Source organism: Lysinibacillus sp. FSL L8-0126, assembly GCF_038630385.1.
GTDB lineage: Bacteria > Bacillota > Bacilli > Bacillales_A > Planococcaceae > Lysinibacillus > Lysinibacillus fusiformis_D.
Genome location: NZ_CP152028.1, coordinates 2,240,385 through 2,257,314 on the forward strand (window position 1 = coordinate 2,240,385; position 16,930 = coordinate 2,257,314).

The following is a 16,930-nucleotide window of genomic DNA, read 5'->3' on the forward strand; positions in this document are numbered from 1 at the left end:
AAAGGGAGATTTTGAATGGCTATTCAATTAAGTAAAGGGCAACGTATTGATTTAACCAAGCAAGACCCAGGATTAAATAGCATTGGCATTGGCTTAGGCTGGGATGTTAAGCAATTTGATGGTGGGCAAGACTTTGACCTCGATGCATCTGTATTTTTACTAGATGCATCAGGTAAATGTCGTAATGAACAAGATTTTATCTTCTATAATAATTTAGCGAGTCTAGACCAATCTGTTGTTCATACAGGTGATAATCGTACGGGTGAAGGTGATGGGGATGATGAAAAGATTCTTGTCAACTTAAAGCAAGTATCACCTCAAATTGAAAAGATTGTGGTAACGGTTACTATCTATGATGCTGAGGGTCGTCATCAAAACTTCGGACAAGTACTAAATGCTTATGTTCGATTGACAAATGAAGATTCGGGATCAGAGGTATTACGCTATGATTTAGGCGAAGATTTCAGTATTGAAACTGCCGTTGTATTTTGTGAGCTTTACCGTCATAATGGCGAGTGGAAATTTGCCGCAGTAGGCTCAGGCTATCAGGGTGGACTAGCAGCATTAATCAACGCATATGGCCTACAGTAACGAGTAGGGTATAGGTACATGACATGACGGGGGATCTTCGGTGGATGTAATAAACGAGATATTAAATACATATGCACAGTTTTTTAACTGGCAGATGTGGGGACAAGTTTTAACAGATCCAGTATCATGGGGCCTTATTTTTTCATTGATTATTATGGAAGGGCTATTGTCTGCAGACAATGCGCTTGTTTTAGCAGTACTTGTTAAACATCTTCCACAGCATCAGCGGAAAAAAGCGCTAATGTATGGGATGTTTGGGGCTTATTTTTTCCGATTTCTCTTCATCGGTATTGGCGTTTACCTCGTAAAATTCTCTATTGTTAAAGTGATCGGTGCAACTTATTTAATGTGGTTAGTCATATTACATTTTAAAAATAAAAGCACTGATGAAGGAGACGCACACGAGTTTAAGAAGACAGGTTGGATGGTTCGAGTCTTTGGTACTTTCTGGGCGACTGTTATTTCAGTTGAATTAATGGATATCGCCTTTTCAGTAGACTCTATATTAGCGGCATTTGCCATATCCGATCAAGTATGGGTTCTTTTATTAGGTGGAGTTTTAGGCATTATTATGATGCGTACCATCGCTGGTGTATTTCTTTCATTGATTGAACGTGTACCAGAACTTGAAACGACTGCCTATATTTTAATTGCCATTATTGCATTGAAAATGTTTGCTAGTATTTTTGGATTCCATCTTTCACATGAAGTATTCTTTATTATTTTAATTGCTGCATTCTTATTGACGTTTATTGTTCACAAGATGAATAAGAAAACAGCAGTGTAAACAAGGCACTGTATTGGTCTGTATAGAACAGGCTGATACAGTGCTTTTTTCACAAAAGGCATAGTTATCGGGGAGAGGATTAGATGCAACACTTTGCAACAGAAGCAGAGACGATTTTTTTTAAGAAGCCACAGCCTTTTACTAAGTGGGAAACGCCAGATATTTTATCATATGCTCTAGGTGCGACTCTGTATATGCCAGCTTCTATGCCTGCGATTGTGAGTTTGATTCAATCACAAAAATATGAAGAACTCACATCGCTCGTCATTGATCTGGAGGATGCAGTAGGCGATATAGAATTACAAGATTGTGAAGCGAAGTTGATGGAGGATATTAGTGAGCTATATGCACTCTATCAACAAAAAAAATTATTACTTCAGGATCTACCATTACTTTTTATTCGTGTACGTCATGTTGAGCAATTTCAAAGGTTAACAACTATTTTAGGGGAAAAGCAAGAAATATTAACGGGCTATGTATTTCCAAAGTTTACAGCAGCACAGGGCGCCCGTTATTTTGAGCTTCTTGAACAAACAATTTTAGAAAATGACTTAATTCTATATGGTATGCCGATTTTAGAGAGCCGTGAGGTGCTCTATAAGGAATCTCGCATGGAAGCATTATTAGACATTAAGGCAGTGCTACATCAATACAGAGCTCGTGTATTAAATGTACGTATTGGTGCTACTGATTTCTGTGGCATTTATGGAATTCGTCGTCGTATGGACTCGACCATTTATGATATCAGTGTGATCCGTGATTGTATTGCAGATATTGTCAACGTCCTTGGTCGTGAGGAAGACGGGTTTGTTATCTCGGGGCCTGTGTGGGAGTATTTTAGTAATCAGCGTGTATTAAAGCCTGCATTAAGAGAAACACCATTTAGTGAAAAGGGAGCTCTTGATACGAGGAAAGCATTATTAGACGATTGTTTAGATGGATTAATGAAAGAAGTGTTAATGGATAAACAAAATGGTATTGTGGGAAAAACAATTATTCATCCTAGTCATATCCGTGTTGTTCATGCCCTCTATGCCATTTCCTATGAAGAATATTTAGATGCTCTAAGTATTGTAGAGAATAATGATGGTCGCAAAGGTGTGATGAAAAGTCACTATGCGAACAAGATGAATGAAATCAAACCACATATGAGATGGGCACAGCGAATATTAAAACAGGCACAGGTCTATGGTGTCTATCATGAATCTGTCGATTTTGCCTCACTCTTATTAAATTCAGAAATAGGTGGTAGTGTTTATGCAACAACAAATGAGTAAATTAAGCATTTTACCGGATTATTCAATCGATATAGAAATTACCCACAATCCGCATAATTTTGCGCTAACCAACTTGTTTAAAATGGCTGCTCGTATTAATAAGAAGAGACAATTTTTGTTTGTGAGCACCGTACTTGGTAAACATTTAGCTGTGCGCCCGCAAGTGCCCTTACTGACAGGGACCCTGCTCGCCATGATGTATCATCAGCATCTTACTGGACAAAAAGTAGCAGCTTCATCAGCAGTCGTTAAAGCTTTAAAAGAGGGTGCGGATTTGTCAGAAGTACAAAATTCTACAGAGGGTAGCCTCGAGTTAGCACAAGAAACATTGTTCATTGGATTTGCCGAGACAGCTACTGCACTAGGACATGCGGTATTTAACGCATACGATTCGAATGCAATGTATATTCACACAACACGTGAAGTGCTTCCCGATTTTGAGCCCTTTGTTACATTTGAGGAAGAACACTCCCATGCGACAAGCCATAGAATTTATACTGAGGAGCCAGAAGTGTTACTACAAGCTAAACGCATTGTGTTAATTGATGATGAGATTACTACTGGAAATACGGTTATTAATATCATTCAAACATTAAGACAGAAATTTCCGTTAGTTAAGCAGTATGCTGTGCTCTCTATTTTAGATTGGCGTTCTGAACAGCAACAAAAGATTTTTCAGCAATTAGAAGAGCAATGGGGTATTTCCATTACGTTCACCTCAATCATCTGTGGACACTTTAATTGTTCTGGTATACCAAGCTTAACGAGCACACAGCCTAATATACTAACACAACCTACAAATAATCTGACACTATGGCCAATTCAAGAATCTATTGATCGTAAGTTTTATCGATCTATTGCTGAGAATAAATTCGTAAATAGTCAACCCTATCTAGTAGCAACAGGGAGATTTATGCTCACGTCAAAACAGCATTTTCAACAAAAGAAAATGTTACAGACCATCGCCAAGCAATTACAAAAGCTTCGTACAGATGGTCCGGCATTAGTTATTGGAACAGGTGAGTTTATGTATGTCCCTATGCAAATTGCCTCTTATTTAGGAAACGACGTTTATTTTCAATCAACTACTCGTAGTCCGATCTATTGTACGGACGATTTAGGATACACGATTACTGAAAAAATAGCCTTTGAAAGTCCAGAGAATAATGGCGTTGATAATTATTTATATAATATACAAAGCCAATCCTACACGGAACTTTTCTTTATGGTGGAACGTATAGCAAGTAAAGAGGTTGTTGCTCGTGTGGTAAATGAGTTACAAATACTAAGTAACGCCAAAGTCTACGTGATTTGTATGCATGAATGGGAGGTAGAACAATGATTTCAACTTTGCAGCCAGACAAAATGGGGAGCTATGCACCAGATGATGTTCTATTTTTATTGCGTGATATTGGGCATGTTTATCTTGAACTGGATAATGAAAAACGTGAACAGCTTATTCAATCAGGCACACATTATTCTGAAATGCTACCAATGGAAAGGCAACCATCTAACACCTATATGAATCTTTTTTATAAAACGTTAGATGCGCATGTAGAGAGAGTAGCCATCGCTGTTGGAGTGGTGGCAGAGCAAATCATTGAAAATAGAGGGCTAGAAAACTTAGTGCTTGTTAGTTTAGCAAGGGCAGGTACACCCATTGGCATTTTAATCAAACGGTATATAGCCATGCGATATAGGGTGAATATTCCACATTACTCTATTTCTATACTACGTGGTCGAGGGTTTGATGAGGTAGCGATCCGTTACATTTTGACAGAGCATCCCCTAGGAAATCTTCAATTTATTGATGGCTGGACAGGAAAAGGGGCAATTACCAATGAATTAATCCATTCCTGTCAAAAATTTAATGCGCAACAGCCCGGACAATTAAATGCCAATTTAGCTGTATTGGCTGATCCTGGGCATTGTGCTACCATCTATGGAACTCGTCAAGACTTTTTAATCCCGTCTGCTTGTTTAAATTCGACTGTATCTGGATTGGTGAGTAGAACGGTGTTAAATTTACAGTTCATGGATGCAAATGACTTTCATGGTGCTAAATACTACAAAGAGTTAGAAGATATGGATGTCTCTAACCTGTACATAGAACGTATCGTCACATGTTTTGAACATGTACAGAGTACGATATTGCAACAATTTCAAGAGCAGGTCATCGCTCCCATTACTTGGGAGGGCATGAAGTCTGTGCAAAAGATTCAACGCGATTTTGGCATTGAGAATATTCATTTTATCAAACCAGGTGTAGGTGAGACGACTAGAGTGTTGCTTCGACGGTTACCTTGGAAAATTTTAATTAATCCACAGTACTTGCATGAATTGGGACATATTTTATTATTAGCCAAAGAAAAAAATGTACAGGTAGAAGAATATTCGAATATGTCCTATGCATGTTGTGGCTTAATCAAAGCATTATAGAGGAGATTATGATGATACTATTTACATCGGATTTAGATAGAACGCTTATTTATTCTCAACGTATGATGGAGAGTTTTCCGCCGATTACAGAGACAGTGGTCGTTGAACACAAGGCGGAGAAAGCAATGAGCATGATGACGCAGGCAACAGCATCTCTATTGCAACAGATACACCAACAAACAATATTTGTACCTGTTACGACTAGGGCATTACATCAATATAAAAGAATTCATTTTATTAGTGATATGTGTCCTGCTTTTGCAATTACAAGCAATGGGGGTACAATATTAGAAAAGGGCCAGCCCTCTGAAAAATGGACGAAAACACTATGTAGACGTATTGCAGATTCTTCAATCCCACGAGAGGATCTGTTAAAGCATTTTCAATCAATTAAATCCGATACATGGCTACAACGTTCTTTGTATATAGATAATCTGTTTTATGTACACCATGTGGATCTTGAAACTTTACCACACATGGAATTACAAGCTATGATTCAAGAGTTTGATACGTATGGCTGGTATGTTCTTTTACAAGGTAAAAAATTGTATTTTATGCCCAAGGTACTGACGAAGGAAGCGGCTATCGAATATATGAAAGAGTTCTGTACATACGATGTGCATATAGCGGCAGGGGATTCTATTATGGATTATGGAATGCTGGCGATGGCTGATTTAGCTTTTACACCGAATCATGGAGATTTAAAGGATAAACAGCCAAAAGTTTTACAAAATACAACTTACTCGGCTTATAATGGTGAAGCATTTACTAAAGATTTGCTAGATACGGTTTTACAGATGACTTCACAACAGACAATAGTATAAGCTTTCAATTATTTTTGTCATAAGATAGAGTCGTCCTATGACAAATGAATGCTTCAGCATATGCTGAGGATGATTTTAGGAGGTGCGTTTGTATGCAAACAATCACAATTAAATCAGTGTTGGAGCGTCATCCTGATGATTGGCTACAGGCGTTTCAAGATTCACCAAAGGATCGTGCATTTTATGAGGAAACAGCACAACAAGTTAGTTTTAGTAGGATTGCTGTTCGTGTATTAGGTGTACCAATCGAAGAAGATGATTATTTCAATTCGTTATTTACATTGTCACAAAACGCTAATATCCATATTTTAAGTGAAGAATTAAATAAGCATATTGAACAAAAGGATTTTCAAGCCATACAAACAATTTTATCGCAGCATCAACAAACGCCAAAAGGGCTATCTATTAATCGTCTAGTGGCGATGATGTATGGTCATCAGTTAATACCAAAGCATGATGATGGTGTTATGAATCGCCATTTACAATTAGCGACCATTAAAGTAGTAGAACTATTCCAACAACAACAATCGTTAGGTCTGCTAGCAAATGATTTTCGCCGATTTTTAATTGATATGGTGAAGTGGCTAAAAAACCATTGGATTATATGGACAAAATCCATGAAACCAACTGATGATTTTCCTAAAGTTGTTTGGTATGGGGAAACCACTATAAGTCAGCGTTATTTCTTATTACTATTAATGGAGCTTGGCTGTGACGTCTTAATTTTCCATCCAGCTAAAATAGATGAATTAGCAGAGATTGACCCTACTGATACATTCTCTATCACGTACGCATATGCTAATCAAACAACTTTACAGCCATTTCCTGATAAGCTTCGCGATCGGCAGGCAACGGTAGGTTATCGCTCTAGTCAGCATTTTGAACAATTAATGCATGATCAACAATCAGGTGTCTATAAGCCTTGGCAGTTTAAAGATTTTATGCCACGTTCATTAACATTACGGATGACATATGATGATATTTTTATTTATGCAAAAGAGAAGGCTTTGGTTCGACCGCAGTTTGAAGTGATTGGAGATGAGGTAGTCATCCCAGTTATATTTGCAAAAATTAGTGGTGTTTCAAGCCAAAGAGAAGAATACTGGCATCAAATGCATCAATTACTGACAAGTTCGCAAACGGTTTTTGTACAGGAATTTCCTTATGCAGCAACAAGCAGAGCCAATTTTCATTTTCATTATAAGCATTGCTTAGTGAATGGGGAGCTGTCAGTAGAGCGTATTATGCAAAGTGATTGGTGGCAATATGGTGAGTTAACATTGGAGCTACAGCGTGCAATCGCCCACACGATAAAAACTTCCTGTGAGCAGCCCATGTTGAAACAACAGCCAAATGAGACTTTATATGATTTACAGTTATTTTTATTCAAACAAATGACGATGATTCCTCAGGATATCCTGCGATTAATGCAAAGCTTTGATTATTCACAAGATGTACCCAAACTGGTATTATATCAAGCACCTCAGCAACCAGCTTTATCACGTGAGGATATGGCATTATTGGCATTTTTAAATCGTTTTGGTATGGATATTATATTTTATAATCCGACAGGCCAACTTGACTTAGAAAAGCATTTGCAAGAGGATACATTCGATGTACATCGTTTAGAACATATGCTATTTGACTTGCCCTATGAAGAACCCAAACAGCAAAAAACTGCACCCGATAAAATCATTAAAAAACTCTTTAATCGTTTTTTCTAATGGCAGGAAGGAGGCGGCACGAATGTCAAATATCTCGAAGACGTTGGAGCAGCTGACCTTAGAAACCGCTGACGCCGTCAAAGAACAGTTGCGAGACCATGCAGAGGTTCAGCAAATTGCTAATCGAATCAATATAAAAAATCAGTTAGAACTATTGGCGCTCGGAAAAGAGCCAGCGACAAAATTAGCTACATTTGCAGATCAGATTTTAGCTATTATTACCCGCTCAACATCCTTTGAATCAAATGAATTATTTAAGCAGCTTGAAGTTCTAATGCAGACATTTGATAAAAAAGATTTTACTGAGCAAAAGGGCTTTTTTAAAAAGCTATTTGCACGTAAAACCAAAAATGATGAAGATTTATTTGCCAAATACAATGTACTGGGTAGAGATATTGAGAAAATTCATTATCATTTTGTGTTGATGGAAGAGGAATTAGCGAAGGATAATCGAATACTTGCACGATTATATAACGAGGACTTGATGTACTATCTTGAACTAGAAAAATATATCGTAGCTACTGATATAAAATTACATGAAGTACAAACAACATTGATTCCGATGTATGAAAAGCAGAGCGAGGCTGGTAATCAGGTGGCGAAAATGGAGCTGAATAGTTTGCAAGCAATTGCTGAGATGCTCCGACAGAAAATAGATGAATTAGAAAAATCACGTATGGTCGCCATTTTAACAGCTCCGCAAATCGAAATGCTACGTCATGGCAATAGTGAACTGATGGAACAAATTAATGGCGCTTTTGTTAAGACCATCCCTGTTTTTAAAATGGGATTAATGAATGCGGTGAATGATAGGCGACAACAATTACAAAATCAATCTGCATCAGCCTTTGAAAATCGTCTGAAGCAATTCGGAGGAGCTAGCGATGAAGCGGTGCAATTAAGCACTGCTATGGGTCAGCAATCAGGCCCAACACAGAGCCTCGAAGAAATGTGGGACATTATTGTTTCAGGTATTGAAAATTATCAGCATTTACGTGATGAGCAAACGGTAAAACGTCAGCAAGCAGAGCAACAGCTGCTAACATTGCGAAACTAACACCCTTCCTCTAAAGTAGGTCACTACTTGGAGGATTTTTTTTGTATAGTAAAAGCGACAGATTAATCTTGATTTAGCGGGTGTTCAAACTCCCTTGATTTAAGATCATCTGTCGCTTAAAACGCTAGTTAAATAAATTCTTCTTCAAATTCTACATTGATTTCATGTCCATGATGACTTTGATAGGATACGATGAGTGTATCTAGATGCTCTAGATTTTCCTCATAATCTAAAATACGCGATAGTATATAAAGTAGGTGATAGCTAGAAAATTCCATATCGCCTTCTTCACGAGCAAAGTTGACTTGCTTGATGAAAATTTCCATCAGTTCATTGCGTTGGACATAGTCGATGCTTTTACTCCACTGTGAATGCTCAGGCTTTAATTTCCCTGTATATTTCAAGAGCAATTGTTCATGGTATGTTAATAAGGAATCAAGTCGCTCCTGTATCATCAAGTGAAATTGCGTAGGTAGCTGCGCCAATTCGTTTTCATGCTTATGCAAACGCTGTAGTAATTCTAAGCTTTTTTTGGAAGTTAAAATCATTTGACGATAGACTACAAGTTTACGTGCTTTCACATACTTTTTATTTTTGAAGTAATTACGTTCTTCCTTGAATAAATCATACAGCGTATCCACGCGCAACATACGGCTTTTAAATTTACTTAATGCTCCCTTTGTGGATGTATGCTCAGAAGCCTGACGTACAGCAAGTCGTGTCCAACGAATAATATCGTCCTGTAAAATATAGATTTTACGGAATAGCTTTACCTCGTATTTCGGTGGTAGGAAAACAAGGTTAACAACAAATGCTGCTAACACTCCAACTAATATAGTAACAAAGCGTATCAATCCAAACGTTAAGAAGTCATCGCCTTGAAATTCCATAATAGCCACAACTGACACCAACGCCAACGAAAGCGATTTTTCAAGTTTAAACTTCAACATTAAACCAATAGCTATTATGACGGCTATGCCAATGGCAACAACATGATGGCCAAAGAGTAAGCCAAACATAACGGCGATAGTCGCACCTATAATATTTGCCTGCACTTGCTCTACAATAGTTTGATATGAACGATAAATAGAAGGCTGAATCGCAAAAATGGCTGCAATTCCAGCAAAAACAGGTGAAGGGAGCTTTAATAACTCTGCGATAAACAGTGCTAAGACAATAGCGACACCAGTTTTAAATACACGGGCACCTAATTTCATAAAGATGTCCTTTCTGTCTAATATTTTTTAGTTTCTTTACATTATAGAAGGAAGTGCACATAAAATACATAGATTTGTATGCTTGAATATGAAAAAGGCGACTTTTACTAACAAGTCGCCTTTGTATTGTCACATGCTTACAATTGAGAAAACGCAGTATCTACGGCTTTAATAGTTTCAAGAATATCTGCTTCCGTATGCTCAGTTGTTAAGAACCACGCTTCATATTTAGAAGGAGCTAGATTGATACCTTGCTCAAGCATCAATTTAAAGAAACGACCAAAGATTTCACCGTCAGAGTTTTCAGCTTGGTCGTAGTTTTCTACTTTCACATCTGTAAAGTAAATCGTTAGTGCCCCTTTGAGGCGATTTAACGTGATGGTTACGCCATGCTTCTTGGCAGCAGCTAAAATACCCTCTTCTAGAATTCCACCTAATCGATCCATTTCATCGTAAATACCTGGTGTTTGTAGCACTTCTAGGCAGGCAATCCCTGCTTGCATAGAGGCAGGGTTTCCAGCCATCGTACCTGCTTGATATGCAGGGCCGAGGGGTGCAACTGTATCCATAATTTCTTTACGACCACCGTATGCTCCGATTGGTAAGCCACCGCCAATAACTTTCCCCAGTGCTGTTAGATCAGGTGTTAGACCGAGTAAATTTTGAGCACCGCCATAGTGGAAGCGGAAGGCTGTGATGACTTCATCGTAAATCGTTAAAGCACCTTTTTCTTTTGCTGTCGCATGTACTAATTCAAGGAAACCTGGGTTTGGTTCCACAATACCGAAGTTGCCTACGATTGGTTCAATTAAGATCGCTGCAATTTCCTCGCCCCATTTATTCATAGCTTCTGTAAAGGCTTCAGGGCTATTGAAAGGTACCGTAATAACTTCTTCAGCAGTCGAAGTTGTTACACCTGCTGAATCAGGCGTTCCTAATGTTGCTGGGCCAGAACCGGCAGCTACTAATACTAAATCGAAGTGACCGTGGTAGCAACCAGCAAATTTCATGATTTTTGTTCGGCCTGTATAGGCGCGTGCAACACGAATAGTTGTCATAACAGCCTCAGTACCAGAGTTGTTAAAACGCACTTTGTCCATAGATGGGATGGCTTCTTTTAGCATTTTTGCGAAAGTAACCTCATATTCAGTTGGCGTTCCAAACAATGTACCATTTTCAGCTGCATGTGTAATGGCCTTTGCAATATGAGGATGGCCATGACCAGTAACGATTGGTCCATATGCTGCTAGATAGTCGATATAACGATTGCCATCTACATCCCAAAAATAAGCACCTTTTCCTCGAGCCATTGCCACAGGAGAACCGCCACCTACTGCTTTATATGAACGAGAAGGGCTGTTTACACCACCCACGATATGCTGTATAGCCTCTGCATGTATTGCTTCAGATTTTGCGTGATTCATAGAATTGCCTCCTAACTTTTTATACGTAATCTATTGTAGACCTATCGTTGTAAGAAATCCAAAGAAATTAAGGGATATGACTTGATTTGTTACTTAGAGTAAAATAGAACCTACAGAGGAGGAGATTGTTATGACTTTACTAGAAGGACAAAAGGCGCCAGATTTTTCTCTAATGAATGAAAAGAGAGAAATGGTACAGTTAGCTAATTTGAAAGGACAGAATGTTATTTTATACTTCTATCCCAAAGATATGACACCAGGCTGCACGACGGAGGCTTGTGATTTTCGCGATAAGTTCGAGGACTTCAGTCATTTAAATGCTGTTGTTCTGGGTGTTAGTCCAGATAACGCAAACAAACATACAAAATTTATTGATAAGCATAGTTTACCATTTTCATTATTAGTTGATGACGATTATACCGTTGCTGAAGCATATGGTGTGTGGGTTTTAAAGAAAATGTATGGACGTGAATATATGGGCATAGAGCGTTCAACGTTTTTAATTGATACTGAGGGTAAGCTTGTAAAAGCTTGGCGTAAAGTACGTGTAAAAAATCATATTGAAGAAGTGTATACCTATTTAGCAGATCAGGAGGCAGCAAAGTGAAAATCTATTTTACATTTGAACCTAGACCAGATTTACGAGAGCCGTTATTAGCAGAATTTCCACAGGTTGATTTTATCTTCAAAAGTGGCTTATCGAATGAAGTTCTTCAACAAGCGGATGTTTTAGTTACATATGGTGAAGATTTAACAGAAGAAAGTATCCAATATGCGACAAAGCTAAAATGGATTTTCGTTGCCTCAGCAGGTATAGAAAAAATGCCAGCTCAAGCGATTATTGAACGTGGGATTTTAGTTTCGAATGTCCGTGGTATTCATAAAACACCAATGGCTGAATCGATGCTTGCCCATATTTTAGCGATTAAACGTGCGTTACCTTGGATGTATGAGCAGCAAAAGAAAAGTGAATGGTCGAAAAAAGCGCAGCAAACGGAATTACGAGATAGTACGGCGCTTATTTTAGGCCCAGGAGCGATTGGTTCAGAAGTTGGGCGTTTATTGCAGGCTTTTGGCGTGACGACGATTGGCTGCAACCGCTCTGGAAAAGAAGCGGCGTATATGGATACGATGATTAGCTTTGCTCAATTAAAAGAGGCCTTACCTAATGCGGATATCGTTATTTCGGTGTTACCAAAAACAAAAGAAACGACCCATTTATTAAAAGAAGAGCATTTTGCTGCTATGAAAAATAGCGCCATCTTCATGAATTTTGGTCGAGGCAATTTAGTGGAAGAAAGGGTACTCATTCAAGCAATCAAAAAAGAGCAAATTGGTTACGCCGTTTTAGATGTCTTTGAAGAAGAGCCTCTGTCAACGGACAATCCATTATGGACGTTACCGAATGTCATTGTATCACCACATGTATCTAGCCATTCTTCTCGTTATGTTGAACGAAGCTTAGAAATTTTCAAGCCAAGCCTAACAAAATGGCTGAAGGGTGACACGGATTTAGAAAATACGATGGATTTATCTAGAGGATATTAAGGGCCAGCCATTGATTTATTGAGAATAAGCAATGTGTGATTGTTGACGAAGTAGTGCGAATTGGATACACTATTTATAACAATTATAAATTAATAATACTTATGGAAGAGGTGCATGACGATGTCTGCAACGCATTTACAGGATGCACTGGACACGTTAAAAACAACTGGTGTTCGTATTACTCCTCAGCGTCATGCTATTTTGGAATATCTTATTCAATCAATGGCACATCCTACTGCCGATGAAATTTATAAAGCACTCGAGGGAAAGTTTCCTAATATGAGTGTAGCGACTGTCTATAACAACCTGCGTGTATTTCGTGAAGTGGGTCTTGTGAAAGAACTGACTTATGGAGATGCTTCAAGTCGCTTTGATTTCGTGACAAATGACCATTACCATATGATTTGTGAATGCTGTGGTAAGATCGTCGATTTCCATTATCCAGGACTCGACGAAATAGAGCATTTTGCATCACAGGTAACTGGTTTTGATGTGCACTCGCATCGTTTAGAGATATACGGCACTTGTCCATCATGTAAAGTTGCTACTGCTAAAGTACAATAAAAATCCTAGCTCTTACAAGGGCTAGGATTTTTTTGTTTTATTATTATAGGATTGATCGAACTCTTTACCTTCTAAAGTTGGATCAAGCGTTAGTGGTTCATTACAGTACATGCACATATCAACACGCCCTAAAACCTTTGTATGTTTATGACAATTAGGACATTCCACTTGAATAGCTCTTGTTGAAAGCAACCCGATCCAAGCATATACGACTGTGCTACCGATAATACATAAAACACCTAATGACATGAAAATTAAAACTAATATCGGGCTATTTTTAAAGAAAATTCCTCCGTACATGACAATAAAACCGAAGAAGATTAGTGCTAATGCGAATGAACGAATTTTATTAATTTTACTTTTGTAAGGTTTCATATTTCATCTTGCCTCCCAATCTAAAATCTACTATAACATATAAGGGCGAAGTATTTTAGCTTTGAGATGAATGAAAGAAGGAATACTTTTAGAGTATGTCGAATTTTTAACGGAACAAGAGAACCTATATGAATAAAGGGGGGCTGAACATGGAGCAGGTATTGCGTCCAATCTACCAAGAACGTGCGAGTCAGTCGAATACATTAGGCGTAATTTTAGTGGAGAAGCGTGAGGAACATAGTAACGTTACAGATACATTTGATACAGTTTTATTAATTATCGTAAAAGAAGCAGAGCAGCCAGTCTTTTCGAAACATTACTTATATGAAGGAAATAAAGTAGCTCTACATACAGTTACAGAGAAGTTAATACGAAAATGGTTGCTCATCGGTTCTAATAAGAAGGTAGTCGATTGGATTTTCTTTGGAAGGGTGTTATTTGATCGTAATGAATTTTTGCATAAATTAAAAATAGAATTGCAAGAATTCCCGTATAGCGGTCGTAAAATTAAAACAGGCATCCAATTCTCAAAGTTAATTCGCAGATATCTGGAGGGGAAAGAATACTTCGATAAAGGAAGTTACTTGGATGCTTATAATCACGTAGTCGATTCATTACATCATTTGGGTCGTCTTTCTATTATAGATAGCGGACTATACCCTGAAGTTACTGTTTGGGCACAAGTGAAAAAAATAGAGCCTGCTATCTACAAGCTGTATGAAGAGCTAGTGACGAGTAATGAGCCAATAGAAAAGCGCTTAGAATTATTGTTTTTAGCAAGTGAGTTTTTAATTCATTCTCGTACACGTGATGGTGCACAGCATATATTAGAAGTTATGCAAACGAAAGACATGTGGACGATTCAGGAATTGCATGACCATCATGAGCTCATGAATTACTCAGTAGATTTAGAAGTGTTTGTCGAATATTTAGTGGATAAAGGCTATATTCAAATAGAACCAATTGCTGCAAAAAATGAGATGATATTTCACCGTCATTACAAGGTCAATAAAGAGGCACTAGAAATGGGGCAATGACTGTAGTATGCTTGTAATCGAGGTATTTAAAAATACCTCGATATTTTTTTAGAAAAGTAGTTGACGAATGATATCTTGATATTGTATTATATTAATTGTCGCTAAGACATAACGAAATGCTCGATGAAAAACACAAAAAACTTTTTCAAAAAAGTAGTTGACATGATTTGAGCGAGATGTTAATATTAAGAAGTCGCTGAAAAACGACTTGAATAATGAACCTTGAAAACTGAACAAGCAAAACGTAATCAATAAAGTTTTCAGTAACTAACTTCGGTTAATGAACGAAACAAAATTTTGGACATCAAAATGATGCCAGCAAAACAATTTGAGCTATTCAAATTTCCTTTATGGAGAGTTTGATCCTGGCTCAGGACGAACGCTGGCGGCGTGCCTAATACATGCAAGTCGAGCGAACAGAGAAGGAGCTTGCTCCTTCGACGTTAGCGGCGGACGGGTGAGTAACACGTGGGCAACCTACCTTATAGTTTGGGATAACTCCGGGAAACCGGGGCTAATACCGAATAATCTGTTTCACCTCATGGTGAAATACTGAAAGACGGTTTCGGCTGTCGCTATAGGATGGGCCCGCGGCGCATTAGCTAGTTGGTGAGGTAACGGCTCACCAAGGCGACGATGCGTAGCCGACCTGAGAGGGTGATCGGCCACACTGGGACTGAGACACGGCCCAGACTCCTACGGGAGGCAGCAGTAGGGAATCTTCCACAATGGGCGAAAGCCTGATGGAGCAACGCCGCGTGAGTGAAGAAGGATTTCGGTTCGTAAAACTCTGTTGTAAGGGAAGAACAAGTACAGTAGTAACTGGCTGTACCTTGACGGTACCTTATTAGAAAGCCACGGCTAACTACGTGCCAGCAGCCGCGGTAATACGTAGGTGGCAAGCGTTGTCCGGAATTATTGGGCGTAAAGCGCGCGCAGGTGGTTTCTTAAGTCTGATGTGAAAGCCCACGGCTCAACCGTGGAGGGTCATTGGAAACTGGGAGACTTGAGTGCAGAAGAGGATAGTGGAATTCCAAGTGTAGCGGTGAAATGCGTAGAGATTTGGAGGAACACCAGTGGCGAAGGCGACTATCTGGTCTGTAACTGACACTGAGGCGCGAAAGCGTGGGGAGCAAACAGGATTAGATACCCTGGTAGTCCACGCCGTAAACGATGAGTGCTAAGTGTTAGGGGGTTTCCGCCCCTTAGTGCTGCAGCTAACGCATTAAGCACTCCGCCTGGGGAGTACGGTCGCAAGACTGAAACTCAAAGGAATTGACGGGGGCCCGCACAAGCGGTGGAGCATGTGGTTTAATTCGAAGCAACGCGAAGAACCTTACCAGGTCTTGACATCCCGTTGACCACTGTAGAGATATAGTTTCCCCTTCGGGGGCAACGGTGACAGGTGGTGCATGGTTGTCGTCAGCTCGTGTCGTGAGATGTTGGGTTAAGTCCCGCAACGAGCGCAACCCTTGATCTTAGTTGCCATCATTTAGTTGGGCACTCTAAGGTGACTGCCGGTGACAAACCGGAGGAAGGTGGGGATGACGTCAAATCATCATGCCCCTTATGACCTGGGCTACACACGTGCTACAATGGACGATACAAACGGTTGCCAACTCGCGAGAGGGAGCTAATCCGATAAAGTCGTTCTCAGTTCGGATTGTAGGCTGCAACTCGCCTACATGAAGCCGGAATCGCTAGTAATCGCGGATCAGCATGCCGCGGTGAATACGTTCCCGGGCCTTGTACACACCGCCCGTCACACCACGAGAGTTTGTAACACCCGAAGTCGGTGAGGTAACCTTTTGGAGCCAGCCGCCGAAGGTGGGATAGATGATTGGGGTGAAGTCGTAACAAGGTAGCCGTATCGGAAGGTGCGGCTGGATCACCTCCTTTCTAAGGATTATTTCGGAATACAAACCTAGGGTTTGTAAGATTACGTTTTGCGTTCAGTTTTGAAGGTTCATTCTTCTTGAATGAATTACTTCTAATTATGTGCTCCTGTCGCTACGCTTTCGTCGCAAAGCTGCGAGATGTATAAGCAGGCAGTAGCTTTGTTCTTT

The 16,930-nt window shown here is 39.3% G+C and carries 15 protein-coding genes and 1 rRNA gene; 13 read left to right on the forward strand and 3 right to left on the reverse strand.

Going from position 1 to position 16,930, the window contains the following annotated elements; genetic code table 11:
- Positions 1-15: 15 nt before the first annotated feature.
- From MHI34_RS10895 to MHI34_RS10930, 8 genes are all read left to right on the forward strand, one after another.
- Entirely contained in the window at positions 16-591 is a 576-nt protein-coding gene (locus MHI34_RS10895; RefSeq protein WP_036122208.1) for a TerD family protein, read from the forward strand.
- 40 nt (positions 592-631) lie between these two features.
- A complete protein-coding gene (locus tag MHI34_RS10900; RefSeq protein WP_058844622.1) occupies positions 632-1,378 on the forward strand; it encodes a TerC family protein in 747 nt (248 codons plus the stop codon).
- 83 nt (positions 1,379-1,461) lie between these two features.
- Positions 1,462-2,655 carry an HpcH/HpaI aldolase/citrate lyase family protein gene (locus MHI34_RS10905; RefSeq protein ID WP_340835208.1) on the forward strand — a complete coding sequence of 398 codons (1,194 nt, stop codon included), beginning with the start codon at positions 1,462-1,464 and terminating at the stop codon, positions 2,653-2,655.
- A complete protein-coding gene (locus MHI34_RS10910) occupies positions 2,636-3,997 on the forward strand; it encodes a phosphoribosyltransferase family protein (protein ID WP_342504427.1) in 1,362 nt (453 codons plus the stop codon). Before MHI34_RS10905 ends, MHI34_RS10910 begins: the two co-directional genes overlap by 20 nt.
- The gene (locus MHI34_RS10915; protein ID WP_340809454.1) at positions 3,994-5,094 is read left to right on the forward strand and encodes a cysteine protease StiP family protein; all 1,101 of its coding nucleotides are present in this window, start codon (positions 3,994-3,996) and stop codon (positions 5,092-5,094) included. The genes MHI34_RS10910 and MHI34_RS10915 overlap by 4 nt, the downstream gene beginning before the upstream one ends.
- 8 nt (positions 5,095-5,102) lie before the next feature.
- The gene (locus tag MHI34_RS10920; protein WP_271910983.1) at positions 5,103-5,918 is read left to right on the forward strand and encodes a hypothetical protein; all 816 of its coding nucleotides are present in this window, start codon (positions 5,103-5,105) and stop codon (positions 5,916-5,918) included.
- A gap of 92 nt (positions 5,919-6,010) precedes the next feature.
- The gene (locus MHI34_RS10925) at positions 6,011-7,642 is read left to right on the forward strand and encodes a YceG family protein (protein ID WP_271910982.1); all 1,632 of its coding nucleotides are present in this window, start codon (positions 6,011-6,013) and stop codon (positions 7,640-7,642) included.
- 22 nt (positions 7,643-7,664) lie between these two features.
- On the forward strand, positions 7,665-8,699 hold the full coding sequence (locus MHI34_RS10930) for a toxic anion resistance protein (protein ID WP_036122180.1): 1,035 nt from the start codon (positions 7,665-7,667) through the stop codon (positions 8,697-8,699).
- Positions 8,700-8,827: 128 nt separating this feature from the next.
- Here MHI34_RS10930 and MHI34_RS10935 read toward each other — a convergent pair whose 3' ends face one another.
- On the reverse strand, positions 8,828-9,916 hold the full coding sequence (locus tag MHI34_RS10935) for an aromatic acid exporter family protein (RefSeq protein ID WP_036122179.1): 1,089 nt from the start codon (positions 9,914-9,916) through the stop codon (positions 8,828-8,830).
- A gap of 137 nt (positions 9,917-10,053) precedes the next feature.
- On the reverse strand, positions 10,054-11,340 hold the full coding sequence (locus tag MHI34_RS10940; RefSeq protein ID WP_036122177.1) for a glutamate-1-semialdehyde 2,1-aminomutase: 1,287 nt from the start codon (positions 11,338-11,340) through the stop codon (positions 10,054-10,056).
- Between the two features lie 130 nt (positions 11,341-11,470).
- Here MHI34_RS10940 and bcp point away from each other — a divergent pair, with 130 nt between their 5' ends.
- The 3 genes from bcp to perR all read left to right on the forward strand — a co-directional run bounded on the left by bcp (position 11,471) and on the right by perR (position 13,452).
- On the forward strand, positions 11,471-11,947 hold the full coding sequence (gene bcp / locus MHI34_RS10945) for a thioredoxin-dependent thiol peroxidase (RefSeq protein WP_342504428.1): 477 nt from the start codon (positions 11,471-11,473) through the stop codon (positions 11,945-11,947).
- Complete coding sequence (locus MHI34_RS10950) at positions 11,944-12,888, forward strand: D-2-hydroxyacid dehydrogenase (RefSeq protein ID WP_271910978.1); 945 nt, start codon at positions 11,944-11,946, stop codon at positions 12,886-12,888. The genes bcp and MHI34_RS10950 overlap by 4 nt, the downstream gene beginning before the upstream one ends.
- A 120-nt stretch (positions 12,889-13,008) precedes the next feature.
- Complete coding sequence (gene perR, locus MHI34_RS10955; protein WP_004230508.1) at positions 13,009-13,452, forward strand: peroxide-responsive transcriptional repressor PerR; 444 nt, start codon at positions 13,009-13,011, stop codon at positions 13,450-13,452.
- A gap of 21 nt (positions 13,453-13,473) precedes the next feature.
- On the opposite strand, the gene MHI34_RS10960 is transcribed toward perR, so the two are convergent.
- Positions 13,474-13,827, reverse strand: coding sequence for a YgzB family protein (locus MHI34_RS10960; RefSeq protein WP_004230509.1), 354 nt, complete (start codon positions 13,825-13,827; stop codon positions 13,474-13,476).
- A 149-nt stretch (positions 13,828-13,976) separates the two neighbouring features.
- Here MHI34_RS10960 and MHI34_RS10965 point away from each other — a divergent pair, with 149 nt between their 5' ends.
- Positions 13,977-14,864 (forward strand): nucleotidyltransferase-like protein, encoded by an 888-nt coding sequence (locus MHI34_RS10965; protein ID WP_036122165.1) that lies wholly within the window; start codon positions 13,977-13,979, stop codon positions 14,862-14,864.
- Positions 14,865-15,211: 347 nt separating this feature from the next.
- A 16S ribosomal RNA gene (locus MHI34_RS10970) occupies positions 15,212-16,763 on the forward strand.
- The last annotated feature ends 167 nt before the right edge of the window (positions 16,764-16,930 follow it).

What these genes read in the sequence shown, in the direction of transcription:
- MHI34_RS10910 (WP_342504427.1), top strand. Translation starts at nt 2,636, where the DNA reads ATGCAACAACAAATGAGTAAATTAAGCATTTTACCGGATTATTCAATC.
- MHI34_RS10930 (WP_036122180.1), top strand. Translation starts at nt 7,665, where the DNA reads ATGTCAAATATCTCGAAGACGTTGGAGCAGCTGACCTTAGAAACCGCT.
- MHI34_RS10915 (WP_340809454.1), top strand. Translation starts at nt 3,994, where the DNA reads ATGATTTCAACTTTGCAGCCAGACAAAATGGGGAGCTATGCACCAGAT.
- MHI34_RS10935 (WP_036122179.1), bottom strand. Translation starts at nt 9,916, where the DNA reads ATGAAATTAGGTGCCCGTGTATTTAAAACTGGTGTCGCTATTGTCTTA.
- MHI34_RS10925 (WP_271910982.1), top strand. Translation starts at nt 6,011, where the DNA reads ATGCAAACAATCACAATTAAATCAGTGTTGGAGCGTCATCCTGATGAT.
- perR (WP_004230508.1), top strand. Translation starts at nt 13,009, where the DNA reads ATGTCTGCAACGCATTTACAGGATGCACTGGACACGTTAAAAACAACT.
- MHI34_RS10895 (WP_036122208.1), top strand. Translation starts at nt 16, where the DNA reads ATGGCTATTCAATTAAGTAAAGGGCAACGTATTGATTTAACCAAGCAA.
- bcp (WP_342504428.1), top strand. Translation starts at nt 11,471, where the DNA reads ATGACTTTACTAGAAGGACAAAAGGCGCCAGATTTTTCTCTAATGAAT.
- MHI34_RS10960 (WP_004230509.1), bottom strand. Translation starts at nt 13,827, where the DNA reads ATGAAACCTTACAAAAGTAAAATTAATAAAATTCGTTCATTCGCATTA.
- MHI34_RS10965 (WP_036122165.1), top strand. Translation starts at nt 13,977, where the DNA reads ATGGAGCAGGTATTGCGTCCAATCTACCAAGAACGTGCGAGTCAGTCG.
- MHI34_RS10940 (WP_036122177.1), bottom strand. Translation starts at nt 11,340, where the DNA reads ATGAATCACGCAAAATCTGAAGCAATACATGCAGAGGCTATACAGCAT.
- MHI34_RS10905 (WP_340835208.1), top strand. Translation starts at nt 1,462, where the DNA reads ATGCAACACTTTGCAACAGAAGCAGAGACGATTTTTTTTAAGAAGCCA.
- MHI34_RS10920 (WP_271910983.1), top strand. Translation starts at nt 5,103, where the DNA reads ATGATGATACTATTTACATCGGATTTAGATAGAACGCTTATTTATTCT.